Origin of the sequence: Amycolatopsis sp. NPDC004079 (genome assembly GCF_040610415.1) — a bacterium.
GTDB classification, from domain to species: Bacteria; Actinomycetota; Actinomycetes; order Mycobacteriales; family Pseudonocardiaceae; genus Amycolatopsis; species Amycolatopsis halotolerans.
On sequence record NZ_JBEXMH010000054.1, the window covers coordinates 53918 to 68038 of the forward strand.

The 14121-nt window shown below is 68.4% G+C and carries 15 protein-coding genes; 9 read left to right on the top strand and 6 right to left on the bottom strand.

Features of this window, described 5'->3' with window-relative positions; translation table 11 throughout:
• Positions 1-190: 190 nt before the first annotated feature.
• From ABZX37_RS37695 to ABZX37_RS37705, 3 genes are all read right to left on the bottom strand, one after another.
• Positions 191-2215, bottom strand: coding sequence for a hypothetical protein (locus tag ABZX37_RS37695; protein WP_354747890.1), 2025 nt, complete (start codon positions 2213-2215; stop codon positions 191-193).
• Between the two features lie 7 nt (positions 2216-2222).
• Positions 2223-2417 (bottom strand): hypothetical protein, encoded by a 195-nt coding sequence (locus ABZX37_RS37700; RefSeq protein WP_354747892.1) that lies wholly within the window; start codon positions 2415-2417, stop codon positions 2223-2225.
• 70 nt (positions 2418-2487) lie between these two features.
• Positions 2488-2904 (bottom strand): ArsI/CadI family heavy metal resistance metalloenzyme, encoded by a 417-nt coding sequence (locus ABZX37_RS37705; RefSeq protein WP_354747893.1) that lies wholly within the window; start codon positions 2902-2904, stop codon positions 2488-2490.
• A gap of 81 nt (positions 2905-2985) precedes the next feature.
• Here ABZX37_RS37705 and ABZX37_RS37710 point away from each other — a divergent pair, with 81 nt between their 5' ends.
• Genes ABZX37_RS37710 through ABZX37_RS37730 form a run of 5 tightly spaced genes read left to right on the top strand, consistent with a single transcriptional unit; the run spans position 2986 to position 5896 of the window.
• Entirely contained in the window at positions 2986-3348 is a 363-nt protein-coding gene (locus ABZX37_RS37710) for a metalloregulator ArsR/SmtB family transcription factor (RefSeq protein WP_354747895.1), read from the top strand.
• Positions 3345-4415, top strand: a complete 1071-nt coding sequence (arsB, locus tag ABZX37_RS37715; RefSeq protein ID WP_354747897.1) for an ACR3 family arsenite efflux transporter — start codon at positions 3345-3347, stop codon at positions 4413-4415. Before ABZX37_RS37710 ends, arsB begins: the two co-directional genes overlap by 4 nt.
• The gene (locus ABZX37_RS37720) at positions 4412-4810 is read left to right on the top strand and encodes an arsenate reductase ArsC (RefSeq protein WP_354747899.1); all 399 of its coding nucleotides are present in this window, start codon (positions 4412-4414) and stop codon (positions 4808-4810) included. The genes arsB and ABZX37_RS37720 overlap by 4 nt, the downstream gene beginning before the upstream one ends.
• 43 nt (positions 4811-4853) lie before the next feature.
• Positions 4854-5186, top strand: a complete 333-nt coding sequence (locus tag ABZX37_RS37725; protein ID WP_354747901.1) for a metalloregulator ArsR/SmtB family transcription factor — start codon at positions 4854-4856, stop codon at positions 5184-5186.
• Positions 5183-5896, top strand: a complete 714-nt coding sequence (locus ABZX37_RS37730) for a methyltransferase domain-containing protein (protein ID WP_354747903.1) — start codon at positions 5183-5185, stop codon at positions 5894-5896. Before ABZX37_RS37725 ends, ABZX37_RS37730 begins: the two co-directional genes overlap by 4 nt.
• Before the next feature lie 5 nt (positions 5897-5901).
• On the opposite strand, the gene ABZX37_RS37735 is transcribed toward ABZX37_RS37730, so the two are convergent.
• Positions 5902-6801 (bottom strand): LysR family transcriptional regulator, encoded by a 900-nt coding sequence (locus ABZX37_RS37735; protein WP_354747905.1) that lies wholly within the window; start codon positions 6799-6801, stop codon positions 5902-5904.
• 119 nt (positions 6802-6920) lie between these two features.
• Between ABZX37_RS37735 and ABZX37_RS37740 the strand changes: the two genes are divergently transcribed.
• Genes ABZX37_RS37740 through ABZX37_RS37750 form a run of 3 tightly spaced genes read left to right on the top strand, consistent with a single transcriptional unit; the run spans position 6921 to position 9885 of the window.
• Complete coding sequence (locus ABZX37_RS37740; protein WP_354747907.1) at positions 6921-7760, top strand: polysaccharide deacetylase family protein; 840 nt, start codon at positions 6921-6923, stop codon at positions 7758-7760.
• Positions 7757-8722: an NmrA/HSCARG family protein gene (locus ABZX37_RS37745; protein WP_354747909.1), complete on the top strand. Its 966-nt coding sequence runs from the start codon at positions 7757-7759 to the stop codon at positions 8720-8722. Before ABZX37_RS37740 ends, ABZX37_RS37745 begins: the two co-directional genes overlap by 4 nt.
• On the top strand, positions 8719-9885 hold the full coding sequence (locus ABZX37_RS37750) for a glycine C-acetyltransferase (protein ID WP_354747911.1): 1167 nt from the start codon (positions 8719-8721) through the stop codon (positions 9883-9885). Before ABZX37_RS37745 ends, ABZX37_RS37750 begins: the two co-directional genes overlap by 4 nt.
• Positions 9886-9948: 63 nt before the next feature.
• Here the strand turns inward: ABZX37_RS37750 and ABZX37_RS37755 are convergent, their stop codons facing one another.
• Together ABZX37_RS37755 and glnA are read right to left on the bottom strand one after the other, a co-directional pair.
• Positions 9949-11781 (bottom strand): plasmid pRiA4b ORF-3 family protein, encoded by a 1833-nt coding sequence (locus tag ABZX37_RS37755; RefSeq protein WP_354747913.1) that lies wholly within the window; start codon positions 11779-11781, stop codon positions 9949-9951.
• A gap of 157 nt (positions 11782-11938) precedes the next feature.
• The gene (glnA, locus tag ABZX37_RS37760; protein ID WP_354747914.1) at positions 11939-13363 is read right to left on the bottom strand and encodes a type I glutamate--ammonia ligase; all 1425 of its coding nucleotides are present in this window, start codon (positions 13361-13363) and stop codon (positions 11939-11941) included.
• 172 nt (positions 13364-13535) lie between these two features.
• On the opposite strand from glnA, the gene ABZX37_RS37765 reads away from it, so the two are divergent.
• Positions 13536-14024 (top strand): RDD family protein, encoded by a 489-nt coding sequence (locus ABZX37_RS37765; RefSeq protein ID WP_354747916.1) that lies wholly within the window; start codon positions 13536-13538, stop codon positions 14022-14024.
• The last annotated feature ends 97 nt before the right edge of the window (positions 14025-14121 follow it).

Sequence of the window (14121 nt, forward strand, 5' to 3'; positions counted from 1 at the left end):
ATTAACATAACGGCGCCGGTCGGCTGGTGGCAAGAGGTGTCGCCGCTCCGGATCGCCAAGTCGGCGAGGACATGCCGCTCTCGTCGGAGCCATGGCACCGGCCGAAGTAGAAGGCCGCGGTGGGGTGCGGAGGCGGGAACTCCGGCGGCCGGTCCGGGCGAATCAGGCCGGGCAGCTTGCGAGCGCAGGCTCAATGCCGCCGCTTCTTGCGGGCTTTCTTCGGGGACCGGGAAATTCCGGCCAGCGGATGCACGGTCGCGTGCCCAGGTCGCCGCCGCGTGAATACCTCCCGCAGTTCAGCCAGGCCCGCCTCGTCCGGATGGCCGGAGGCGAGCAGGTTCGCGGTCAGACCGCGGGCCTCGTCGGGAGGGATCGCGGCGAGTGCGTCCGAGACCGCGTCGAGGCCACCGGCCTCGAGCAGGTGAATGAAGTGCTCGGCGATGCCGCGCAGGGCTTCCCCCTCGCCGAGTTCCTCCATCGTGAACTCGCCGTCGTCGATGAGGAGCTGCACCGCGATCGGTCCGAGCAGCGGGTCGTGACGCAGCTTCCGAAGCACCGCGGCACCGTCGGGAACACCCTGAACGAGCACGTCGAGCATCGCCCGCGCACGCGTGCGGAACGGGGAGCGGCGGATAGCGTCCAGCAGCAGCGGCAGCCCGTGTTCCCGCCCGCCGTGGACGGCTAGCCATCCGGCCAGCTCCGCTTTCGCGGCCTCCGGGGTGTAGTGCTCGGAGAGCGTGCCTAGCAATCCGGCGGGTTCGGCGTCCGACAGCTCCCCGACCAGCGGTGCGTGGCGGCCGGCGGCGATCAGGCCGACGCGGACCGCCCTGGCCGCCAACGGGGTCAGCGTCACCAGCTCAGTGGCTCCGGAGGACAGCGCGGTCCGCAGGCGGGCATCGGTGTCCGGAGGGAACCCGGCGGGCCCGTCCGGGCCGAGATCGGCACGGAAAATCGGGTCGGGCACACCGGTCGCGAGCGTGACCGCGCCGAACTCCGCGAGTGTGGCGAACACCCGGCGCAGGTCGGCGCCGACTCCGTGCCGCCACTCCGCCTCGGTCGTCTCGTCCAGGTCCGCGTACCAGATGGTTTCGAGGAAGGACAGCCAAACGGTTTCCTCGAGCCGGACCACCGGCATCGGCTCGGGAAAGCCGTAGAGGGTGTTGAGAATGTCGGGCAGCACCACGTCGATGATGTCGCCGAAGATGACGGTGTACTCAGGTGCCCAGTGGTTCCCGCGCGTGACGAGTTCGGGGGAGGGCAGGCTGCCGAACGCCGCGGTCCAGAGGGCGAGGCTGTCCCGAAGCAGCTTCGCGTTCTTCGCGACTCGCACCAGCTTGCCCTTGACCACGCGGAGGACGCGGATCTCTTTCGCCAGCTCGACCAGACCGGCCAGGACCGGAAGATCCTCGCTGCTCTGGGTCCGGTAGGTGTGGTCGCCGATCTGCGGATCGATCCGGTCGCCGGTGCCCAGCAGCTCCACCAGCTCGCGGGCATCGGCCAGTTTGAGGTTGCCTTTCGAGGTCAGCGCCCGGCCGTCGCCGACCCATTCGACCAGTGCGCGCAACCGGGCGACGACCGGCGTCCGCTCGGCGGCCGCGGCGAGTTCGGCGTCCGGCGGAAGCGACACCGGAAGCTGAGGCACGGCCCGCTCTGGCAAGCCGCCTCCATCGAGGAGGTGCCGCGCCGTGATTTTTTCGAGCACTTCGGCGTTGTAGCCGACCTCGCCCGCCCGGACCTTGTCGAGAAAACGTTCCATCGCCACGTCGTCCGCGGGATCGACTCCGTGCCGGAACGCGGTCATCACCCAGAACTTGGCCACGCCGAAGTTGAGCTCGTCGGCCATCGCGGCGGCGAAACCGGCTCCGGCTTTCGTGATGGCCGCGTCGAGATCCGCGAGCGGGTCTCCGGCAGGGTCGGCCAGCCCGGTCGCGTGCACATAGCGCAGGAACAGCCGCAGGTTTTCCGGGACGTGGCCCGCCTCCTCAAGGGGGACTGACAGCGCCCGGGGCGCGTACGACAGCAGAAATTCTTCGACCAGGCCGGCGGTCCAGTACCCCAGCCGCCCGTCGATGCTGCAGTGCCGGAAATTCAGTGCCGACCCCAACGCCAGCGGATCGAGGTCTTCGTGCTCGGCCCAAGCCGTGCAGCGCCGGATCAGCAGGTCCTTGGCCGCCTCGAACGCTTCGGAGTCCTCGGGTTCGAAGTACATGCGCATCGCGGTCTCAGCGTCCTTGTCGCAGGTCGGGGTCGGGGTTTTCGGCAATGAAGCGGTCCGCGGCTTCCTGGCTGACCAGTGCTTTGCCGCTCAGCCGCATGACGCCCGTTCGAGGCTCGACGAGGCGGCGGAGTTCGCAGGCGCTCTGGTCCTGCAAAGCCTCCGCGATCCGGTCGAGGTCGAACCGGTCCAAGGCGAGCACGTGGGCAGGGTAGGGGGTCCGTCGGCTTCGGTGCCGTGCCCGGCCCCGAAACGCCGGCGAAGGCGTTCGTTCAGGCGCAACAACCGTCGGGCTTGGCGGCACTGTCGGAGCCGAACGCCGGCGAATCCGCCTTGACGGTGTAAACCTCCCAAGGCTCCCGGCCCGGCCCGTGCACCCACACCTTGTCCTGCACCGCGTAGCAACAGGTGGTGTTGTCCTCGGTCAGAGTCTCCAGGCCCTCCCCGGTGAGGCGCTTGCTGGCCTCGTTGACGTCGTCCGTCGACTCGACCTCGACGCCGAGATGGTCCAAAACGGTGTCCTGTCCAGGCTCGCCCTCCAGGAGCACGAGCTTGAGCGCGGGTTCGGTGACGGCGAAGTTGGCATAGCCGGGCCGGAGTTTGGCGGGTTCGACGCCGAAGAGCTTCGAGTAGAAGTCGATCGAACCTGCCAGGTCTCCGACGCGAAGCGCGAGCTGAACGCGGGCCATCCGTCCTCCTTGAATAGATGTCTGTCGAAACAGGATGGGACCTAGATTGCTGTCTATGTAGAGATCTGTCAAGATAGACGAATGTCGAAGCAACTGCCGCTGGTCGCGATGGACGCGTGCTGCTCCCCGTTGGCGCGCGAGCCGCTGACGGCCGACCAGGCCGCGGAGCTGTCGAAACTGTTCAAGGCGATGTCCGACCCGGTGCGGCTGCGGCTGCTGTCGCTGATCGCGTCCCACGCCGGCGGGGAGGCGTGCGTGTGCGACTTGACCGACGCGTTCGACCTGACCGGCCCGACGATTTCCCACCACCTGAAGGTGCTGCGCGAATCCGGCCTGATCACCGGGGAACGGCGCGGCACCTGGGTCTACTACCGGGTTCACCCCGAAGTGCTGGCCCGGCTCTCGGCCGTGCTGGTCCCGGGCGGCGCGGAGGCGCTGGCATGACGGCGGAAGCGGGCGTCGTCGGCAAACTGTCCACTTTGGACCGATTCCTGCCGGTGTGGATCGCCGTCGCGATGCTGGCCGGGTTGCTGGCGGGCCGGTGGATTCCCGGCTTGGGCGAGGTCCTGAACGCGGTGCGGGTCGACGGGATCTCGTTGCCGATCGCGCTCGGGCTGCTCGTGATGATGTACCCGGTGCTGGCGAAAGTCCGCTACGACCGGCTCGGCGGCGTGACCGGCGACCGGCGGCTGCTGTGGCCGTCGCTGGTGCTGAACTGGCTGATCGGCCCGGCGCTGATGTTCGCGCTGGCCTGGCTCCTGCTGCCCGACCTGCCGGAATACCGGACCGGGCTGATCATCGTCGGCCTTGCCCGGTGCATCGCGATGGTGATCATCTGGAACGACCTCGCCTGCGGCGACCGGGAAGCCGCCGCCGTGCTGGTCGCGCTGAACTCGATGTTCCAGGTCGTCATGTTCGGCGTCCTCGGCTGGTTCTACCTCGCCGTGCTGCCCGGCTGGCTCGGCCTGCCGCAAGCCGGTTTGAGCGTTTCCGCGTGGCAAATCGCCAAGAGCGTGCTGGTGTTCCTGGGCATTCCGCTGCTCGCCGGGTACCTGTCCCGTCGGCTGGGGGAGCGCGCGAAGGGACGAGCCTGGTACGAATCCCGGTTCCTGCCGAAGGTCGGCCCGGTCGCGCTGTACGGGCTGCTGTTCACCATCGTCGTCCTGTTCGCGTTGCAAGGCGACCAGATCACCAGCCGCCCGCTCGACGTCGCCCGGATCGCGCTGCCGCTGCTGGTCTACTTCGGACTCATGTGGGCGGGTTCCTACGCGCTCGGCAAGGCGGTCGGCCTGTCGTACGAACGAACCACGACGCTGGCGTTCACCGCGGCGGGCAACAACTTCGAACTCGCCATCGCCGTCGCGATCGCCACTTTCGGCGCCACGAGCGGACAAGCGCTCGCCGGAGTCGTCGGGCCGCTCATCGAAGTCCCGGTCCTGGTCGCACTGGTATACGTGTCTCTCGCGCTTCGACGCCGCTTCGCTGCCGCGCCCGTGGAGGTTTCGCCATGACCACCCCTGAAGTGCTCTTCGTCTGCGTCCACAACGCCGGACGCTCGCAAATGGCGGCCGGGCTGCTGCATCATCACGCGCGCGGCAAGGTGGTCGTCCGCTCTGCCGGATCCGCGCCTGCCGACACGGTCAATCCCGCCGCGGTCGCGGTGATGGCCGAACTCGGCATCGACCTGTCCCGCGAATTTCCCCAGCCCCTGACCGCCGAGGGCGTGCGCTCGGCCGACGTCGTGATCACCATGGGCTGCGGCGACGCTTGTCCCGTGTTCCCCGGCAAGCGTTACCTCGACTGGAAGCTCGACGACCCGGCGGGCCTTCCGGTCGAGCAGGTCCGCCCTATCCGGGACGAGATCGACCGGCGGGTCCGGGCTTTGCTCGCCGAACTGGTCAGCTGACCCTTTCATCGTCTATCGTCGATGGACGATGAAGGAGGGTGCCGTGCTGGACCGTGCCGCTGCGGAGACCTATGCCGGATGGTTCCGCGCGCTCGCGGACCCGACGCGCGTCCAGATTCTGCACCTGATCGCCTCCGCGGGCCGTTCGCTGCCGGTCGGCGAGATCGTCGAGCAGGTGAGCGTGAGCCAATCGACTGTCTCGGCGCATTTGAAGATCCTGGCCGAGGCCCGATTCGTCCTGGTACAACCGCACGGCACCGCCCGGTTGTACCAGGTCAACAAGCAGTGTTTGTCCTGCTTCCCCAGCGCGGCCGACGTCGTCATGGGCCGCGCTGCCGTCCCGTTCGCCGACATCGCCTGCGAGGTACCGAGATGACGTCAGACCAGGACGCGATCCTTGACCGCTACGCCAATGCCGCACGCCGAGCGCTGGCAGGCGAAGCCACCGGCCTGCTGTCCGGAGCCGAACGACTCGGCGCGGTGCACTACACCGAAGAAAGCGTCCCCGAAGCGGTGGCAGCCACCAGTCTGGGCTGCGGAAACCCGCTCGCGGTCGCCGATCTGAGGCCTGGCGAAACTGTCCTCGACCTTGGCTCCGGCGGCGGCCTGGACGTACTGCTTTCCGCCCGTCGCGTCGGGCCGGAAGGCCGCGCCATCGGTCTCGACATGACCGACGACATGCTCGCCCTCGCCCGCCGGCACGCCGCACAGGCGGGGCTCGAGAACGTCGAGTTCGTCAAGGGCACGATCGAGGCCATTCCCTTGCCGGACAACGCGGTGGACGTCGTGATCTCCAACTGCGTCATCGCCCTGTCGCCGGACAAACCCGCTGTTTTCGCGGGGATCGCGCGCGTTCTGCGTCCCGGAGGCCGCCTCGGCGTGACCGACCTTCTCGCCGAGGAAACCTTGACCGACGCGGAGCGAGCCGCCGCTGACGAGGAATGTCTCGGCGGGGCACTCACAGCCGAGGATTACCGAGCCTTGCTTCACTCCGCGGGCCTCGTGAACGTGGACGTCCGGCGTACTCACGAGGTCGGGAACAAGCTGTACTCGGCAATCCTTCGGGCGGACAAGCCTTCAGGCTGACTCGCTCACTGCCGCAGCAACGGCCCCACTCCCGGAACCCGGGTGATCTCGTCCGCGAGAAAGTCCCGCAAAAGCCGAACCCGAGCCAACTCAGCCCGTTCAGGAACGACGAGCAGATTCAACGGCAACGGTGCACAGCTGTACCCCGGCAACACCGCCTGCAACACCCCGTCCCGAAGAAGATCGTCAACCAACCACCGCGGCACCGGCGAAATCCCGCGCCCAGCGACGAGCGCCTCCCGCGCAGCCAGCCCGTGATCGACGCGCAGCCGAGGCTCGAAGGCCGCGACGTGCGCCGCCCCCTCTTCGTCGATGAGCGTCAGTTCATGGCTCTTCGCGACACTCGTCCGCCGAATCACATCATGCGAAGACAGATCTTCCGGCGACTCAGGCGTCCCGCGCCGCGCGAGATAGTCCGGTGAAGCGACCAGGATCTGATGCGCCACCCCGAGCGGACGCAGCCGCAGTTCGCTGTCCGGCTGAGGTCCGATCTGGATCGCGACATCCACGCCGTCGCGGATCAGGTCGGACCGTTCGTCGGTGAGGACGAAGTCGACGCGAATCTCCGGGTAGCGGTCCTGGAAGTCGAAGATCAGCCTGCTCAGATGCATGACCCCGAAGAACGCCGAACACGAGATCCGCACCTTCCCGGACGCGCCCGCCTTGGCGTCCTCGACCTCGTGGCGCGCCTGCTCGACCAGGCGGAGGATCTCCACCGCGCGGTCGTAAAACCGGCGCCCCTCGTCGGTCAGCGAAATGCTCCTGGTGGTCCGGCTGAACACGGACACCCCGAGCGCCTCTTCCAGGTCGCCCACGTGCCGCGTGACGGTGGACTGGCCGACGCCGAGATCCCGGGCGACAGCGGAGAAGCTGCCGCTTTCGGCGACCCGGACGAACGTGCGCATTCGATCGAGCGTGACTTCTGGCTTATGCATCGTGTGGATAAATCCTCTCCGCCCACGAGGCTAAATGAATCGCCCGCCCGCGGCTACCGTGACGGTATTCCGAGGGAAAGAAGCGAAAAATGCCCATGGGACCTGTGCGGACTTGGCCGGACGGCAAGAAGGTCGCGGTGAAGATCTGCGTCGCGCTCGAGTCGTGGTCTGATGGCCATTGGCCGGTCTACGCGCCGATGGCCGCCGCGTGGCCGTTGTCCGATGTGGAGTGCCGGCACAGCATGTCGTGGGCCGAATACGGGGCGACGACGGGAGTGTGGCGGCTGCTCGAAATCCTGGACCGGCACGACCTGCCGGCCACCTTCGGCGTCAGCGGCCTGCTCGCGGAACGGCATCCCGAACCCGTGCTGGCCGCGCACGGCGCCGGACACGAGATCGCGGCGCATTCCTACGCCCAGGACATCATCCCCGGCCAGCTCAGCGCCGACGCCGAGGCGGAAAACATCAGGCGCTGCACCGACATCCTGCGTCAGGTCACCGGTTCCCGGCCGACCGGCTGGCTCAGCCCGCGAGCCACCGAATCCCGCCACACCCCCGCCCTCCTCGCCGCGTCCGGCTACCTCTGGTCCGGCGACCGCAGCGACCGCGACCTGCCCTACGTCGCCGCCACCGCCGCGGGCCCCCTCGCGTACCTCATGCACAGCGACTTCACCGACGTCCGCGGCATAATGGCGGGCCCGCGCGCGTACCGGGACATCCACGTCGACTTCCTCGACTACCTCCTCCGCCAGCCGACACCAGGCATCCTCAACCTGACCGTCCACGCACACGTCGGCGGACGCCCGCTGTTCGCCGACCAGTTCGACCAGCTGCTCCAGCAGATCGCCCTCCTCCGAGACGACCTCTGGATCGCCACCCACCACGAGCTGGCCGAGCACGTGCTCGACACCGAGAAGGCCGCATCATGACCCGCACCCTCATCATCGGCGGCACCGGAGCCATGGGCAGCCGAGTCGCCGCGCGTCTACTCGCCGACACCGACAACGAGGTCACAGTCCTCACCCGCGACCCAGACTCACCCCGCGCGGCAGCCTTGGCCCACGACCGTGTGCGTCTGGTCCGCGGCGACGCAGGCGACCCGAGAAGCATCGAGTCCGCGCTGCACGACGTGTCCCAGGTCTTCTGCAACACCGACTTCTTCTCCACCAAAAGCCCGCTCGCCGAGTTCACACAAGGCACGAACATCCTCGAAGCAGCCAGGCAACACGGTGTCGACCGATTCGTGTGGTCGTCGCTGGACAGCGCCGCGACCCTGACCAACGGACGCGTTTTCGTGCCGCACTACGAGGCCAAGGCAGCCGTCGCCGCACACATCCAACTCCACCGCTCGGAAGAAATGATGCGGCGCGAACCGGACGGCTGGTACACCGAACACGTCTCGATCCTCGTGACCTCGCCGTACTTCGAGAACCTCCAATCCCGCCTCTCGCCCTCCGCCGACGACGAGGCCGCGGTGTTCACCCTCCCGCTAGGCTCCGGCCGATACCCCATGATCGCCTTGGCCGACATCGCGTGGTTCGCGGTGCACATGCTGGAACACTGGCAATCCTGGGGCGCACGCGACCTGTCCGTCTCCGCAGACAGCCTCACCGGCACCGAAATCGCCGAGACTTTCTCGCGGGTAACCGGAACCCCCGCCCGCTACAAAGACCTGCCCCTCGACGAACTCCGCACGAGCATCCCCGACGTCGGCCACGACTACGCCGGAATGTTCGGCTTCTTCCAGCAACACGACGTCGCCGCGCACGACCGCGACCTCCCCCTGCTGCGCCGCCTCCACCCCCGCTTGATGACCTTCGAAGACTGGCTGCACCACACCGGCTGGGACGGCCGCCGCCGCGAGGTCCAGCAATTCCGGCCCCGCGCATGACCTACACGTCCGTCCAACCCGAACTGCGCGCCGCACTAGACGACCTCCGCGCCGCGGACCTATACAAGACCGAACACCACCTCACGTCGCCACAATCGACACGCCTTGTCGTCAACGGACGGGATGTCCTGAACTTCTGCGCCAACAACTACCTAGGCCTGGCCGACCACCCCGCAGTAATCGATGCCGCCAAACAAGCCCTGGAAACCCGCGGCTTCGGAATGGCAAGCGTCCGCTTCATCTGCGGCACCCAAACCGAACACGCCGCCCTTGAGAATCGCTTGTCAGCTTTGCTGAGCACCGACGCGACGATCCTGTACTCCTCCTGCTTCGACGCAAACGGCGGCGTATTCGCCGCATTGCTAGACGAGCGAGACGTGGTGCTCTCCCACACCCTCAACCACGCTTCGATCATCGACGGCATCCGCCTTTCGAAAGCACGCCGCCACCGCTACCGCACTCTGGCCGACCTGGAAACCCAACTGTCGACCCCAGCCCGCCGCCGCCTGATCGTGACCGACGGCGTCTTCTCCATGGACGGTTCCATCGCCCCACTGCGAGAAATCTGCGACCTAGCCGACCGTTATGACGCCCTTGTCATGGTCGACGACTCACACGCAGTCGGAATCCTCGGCGAGACCGGTGCCGGAACCCCCGAGTTGCTAGGCGCGCAGGATCGAGTCGACATCATCACCGGCACCCTGGGCAAAGCCCTCGGTGGTGCTTCCGGCGGCTACGTCAGCGCTCACGCCGAAATCGTGGAGTTGTTGCGACAGCGTTCCCGTCCCTACCTGTTCTCGAACGCCCTCCCACCCGCCATCGTCGCGGGCGCTCTCGCCGCTCTCGACCTCGCAACCGATCCTGCTCGCCGCGAGGCCCTCCACCGCAACACCGCTTGCTTCCGCGACCAGATGACAGCAGCTGGCTTCCCTCTCCTGCCTGGCGAACATCCAATCGTGCCAGTGATGTTCGGCGACGCGGGCGAGGCCGTCCGCGTGGCCGAGCGGATGCGGCGGTCGGGCGTGTACGTGACCGCGTTCAGCTATCCGGTGGTGCCGGTGGGGGAGGCCCGCATCCGGGTGCAGATCTCGTCTGAACACTCTCGCGAGGACCTGGACCGCTGTGTCGCCGCATTCGTCGCGGCACGCGCCGAAAACAGCTGAGGAACGCGGCGAGATACTGCCTCTCCCACAGTCGTTCGTGCCCGGAGCGGGAACGAACCAGAGTCAGCGCACGATGCGCAGGCGAGGTCCGGTGAGCTGGTCGAGCCGGCGATTGGCGTCCTCGGCGGAAAACGCGTGCGGGTCGAAGTCGCCGGGCGAAGCCAAGCCGAGCCATCCGAGCATGCCCTCGTGCTCGTCGTCGCCCGGATCGGCCAGAATCGCCTTCAGCTCCTGGTAGCCGTACGGGCCGCCGCAGTCCTCCGGCGGACACGCCCCTTCACCGGCAGTGCAGATCGCACCGGTCGTTCCGGCTTCGGCAGGCAGGATTTCTTCCAGCGTGAGGTCGTGTTCCCAGCCGTCGCCGTAGTCGTAGGCGTAGTCCAGCCGGTCGCCGGCCTCGGCCAGCAGCTGGGACAGCCGCACCGCCCGCTCGTCGGCGTGGCCGAGGCCCTGGTCGGGAATTCCGTACTCGGCACCACCCGCGGAGTAGGCGTGCAGATGGCAGTTCTCCCAGCCCATCGCGATCTGGATCACTTCGTGCAGCTGGCCGAGGTCGAGATCGGCGGGCACCTCCAGGCGTCGCCACACCGGCGGGTTCGTCACGTCGCGCAGGGCGACCTTGATCTGGTAGCGAGTGCCGGGGCGCACCGCGGCGGGCGCGTCCGGTGCCAGTGGTGGACCGCCGGGCAATCCGGCCATCGGAGGGACCGGCAGGAGCTTGGCCAGCCGGTCGGCCGCCGGATGGCCAGTGCCGGCCAGCAGCGGCAGGATTTCGGCCAGCTCGGCGCCTGCCTGGTCGTGGAGCAGGCCGGACAGCGCTTGCGGGGGCAGATCGGGAGCCAGCGTGTCCTGCAGGACGGCGAGTGCGTCCGCGGCGGTCCACGCCAGGTCGGTCTCGGCCGGCTCCGTGCCGTCCTGCTCGGCCAGCCAGATCCGCGCGTAGGAGCCGAACCCTTCATCGCCCGCCCACTCCCGCCAAGCGGCGGCCGCGTCCGGGCCGCATTCGCGAGCCAGCGCCAGTGCGGCGAGCCGCTGCTGCCCCGACTCGGATTCGCCGGCCGAGATAAGTTCGGCCGCGGCCTCGGCCGGCGCGCGGGCGGACAGCCAGGGCCGGGCCATCAGTGCGGCGATCCGGTCCGGCAGCGCCGCCACCGCAGCCACCAGCGCGGCGGCATCGGCTCCGGCCGCCGGCGCGTTCCGCCGAAACAGGAAATCGGTGAGCCAACGCCCCAGCGAGGTCAGCTCGGCGGTGCCGCCGTGCAGTGCGGCGACACCGAACTCGGCGAGGGCTTCGACGATCTCGCCGCCGGCTTCCGTCGCGCCTGCCAGGTCGTCGAGGAGGCCGGTCGCCAACGAGCAGGACGGGCAAGTGCAGCCCGGCGTGCCGGCGGAGAGGCCGCTGGCGATGTCCTCGCTCAGGTCGTCCAGCGAGATCGCGCCGCCCCGCTCGTACAGGACGGCCAACCCGTCCAGGAGCTCCGCATCGGGATCGCCCGCCTCACCGGCCAGCCCGAAACACTCCAGCGTGCACCGGGTCCAGATCGCCAGTACCTCATCTGCGGTCCCCTCGGCCCAGGTCTCCAGCGCGGCGCCCGCGGCCGCCCGGCCACGCTCCACCTCGACGAATCCGGCCGCCGCCGCGGTGAACCACGCCAGCATCAGCTGATCGATGTCCAGCGCGCTGCGGGGCTTGCGGGTAGCCAGTTCGATCCCGAGCAGGTCGCAGGCCTCGACGGCGGCGGCGGGTTTGAGCACTCCGCGAGCGGTCAGCGGCCGACCAGGTCCGACCCATTCCGCCAGCTTCGCCGCCTCGGCGAGCGCCGGACAGCCCCGCGCCGCCGAGGCGAGTTCCTCGGGCGAGAAAACCGGCTCTCGTTCCTCCGCGCGGAATGGCATGAAAGCACCTTAGGACCGTCGGTCACCGGGGGAACGGCAGGCCGGACTTCTCCGCGGCGCGCCCTGGATACCGGGAAACACAAGCGGCCGGTCCCGCACGGATGGCGGAACCGGCCGCTTGTCGCTGCCGTTTTACCAGTTCAACCCCGGTGTGGCATCACACGTCGTAGTACAGCGAGAACTCGTACGGGTGCGGGCGAAGCCGCAGCGGGTCGATCTCGTTCTCGCGCTTGTACTGGACCCACGTCTCGATCACATCGGGCGTGAAGACGCCGCCCTCGAGCAGGTAGTCGTGGTCGGCTTCCAGCGTGTCCAGCACGGTGCCCAGGTCGCCCGGGACCAGCTTGACGTTCTTGGCCTCCTCGGGCGGCAGCTCGTAGAGGTCCTTGTCGATCGGCTCCGGCGGCTCGATCTTGTTCTTGATGCCGTCGAGCCCGGCCATCATCATCGCGGAGAACGCCAGGTACGGGTTGCCCGACGAGTCCGGGCAGCGGAACTCGGCGCGCTTGGCCTTCGCGTTGTTGCCGGTGATCGGGATGCGCACGCAGGCGGAGCGGTTGCGCTGCGAGTACACCAGCGAAACCGGCGCCTCGAAGCCCGGCACCAGGCGGTGGTACGAGTTCACCGTCGGGTTGGTGAAGGCCAGCAGGCTCGGCGCGTGCTTGAGCAGACCGCCGATGTAGTGCCGTGCCGTGTCGGACAGGCCCGCGTAGCCGGACTCGTCGTGGAACAGCGGCTGGCCGTCCTTCCACAGCGACTGGTGGCAGTGCATGCCCGAGCCGTTGTCGCCGGCGAGCGGCTTCGGCATGAACGTCGCGGTCTTGCCGGCGGCGAACACGGTGTTCTTCACGATGTACTTGAACAGCTGCAGGTCGTCGGCAGCGTGCAGCAGCGTGTTGAACTTGTAGTTGATCTCCGTCTGGCCGGCGGTGCCCACCTCGTGGTGCGCGCGCTCGATCTCGAAGCCGGAGTTCGTCAGCGTGCGGACGATGTCGTCGCGCAGGTCGGCGAAGTGGTCGACCGGCGGGACGGGGAAGTAGCCGCCCTTGAACTTCGTCTTGTAGCCCTGGTTGCCGCCCTCGGGGTCGGCGCCGGTGTTCCACCAGCCCTCGACCGAGTCGATCTCGTGGAACGACAGGTGCTCGGCGTCCTCGAAGCGGACCGAGTCGAAGATGTAGAACTCCGCCTCCGGACCGAAGAAGACGTTGTCGGCGACGCCGTACTCCGCGATGTACTGCTCGGCCTTGCGCGCGATGTTGCGCGGGTCGCGGCTGTAGGCCTCGCGGGTGAACGGGTCGTGCACGAAGAAGTTCAGCGAGAGCGTCTTCGCCTTGCGGAACGGGTCGATCCGCGCCGTCTCGGGGTCCGGCAGCAGCAGCATGTCGGACTCGTGGATCGACTGGAAGCCGCGCACCGAGGAGCCGTCGAAGGCGAGGCCCTCTTCGTACGCCTCCAGGTCGAACGCCTTGGCCGGCACCGTGAAGTGCTGCATGACGCCCGGCAGGTCGCAGAACCTGACGTCGATCGACTCGACCTTCTCGTCGGCGATGAGGCGCTGAATGTCGTCTGGAGTAGTGGGCACCCTCGGTGACTCCTTCTCGTTCGTTACCGGCGGCTGTACTCTCTTCGGCTCACGCTAAGAGGGCGGTGTTGCCCGACCGTCACCCGAATGTTTCGCCGGTGTTAACGGGTCGCCGCCACTGCCCAGTCGACCAGGCCGGATGTGGTCCGCGCCACCGGCATACCCTGGACGGGTGGCGAGATGGACGGGCGAATGGCTGCCGGGCACCGGCGACGGCTCCACCGCGGCGGGCCCGCGCGAGGCCCCGAAGTGGCGCGGCGAGTCGATGGGCCTGCCCGAAACCGGCGTCGGCGCGGTGGCCGGCGGCGGCCCGCGCTTCCTCGCGCTGGTCGTCGACCTGGTGCTCGCGTCCCTGATCACGGCCCTCTTCGTGCGCTACGACCTGCAGAACGCCGCCGCGATGCAGACGTTCAACCTCTGGGCGGGCGCGGTCTGGGCGGTCATCACGGTCGCCCCGGTCACGTTCTTCGGCTTCACCCCCGGCATGGCGATCCTGGGCATCCGGGTGGCCCGCCTCGACGGCGCGACGATGGTCGGCGCGTGGCGCGCGCTGGTGCGGATGGTGCTCACCGCGCTGCTGCTCCCGCCGCTGGTGCGCAACGCCGACGGCCGCAACTGGCTCGACCGCGCGACCAACACCGTCGTCATCCGGATGCGCTGACGCTGGTCCGTGAAGGGCTCCTTGAGGGAATCTGATTCCCCCAAGGTGCGGGTCGAAGGTGAGCACCACGCTGGGCACGCCCCGTTCGGCCGCCGTC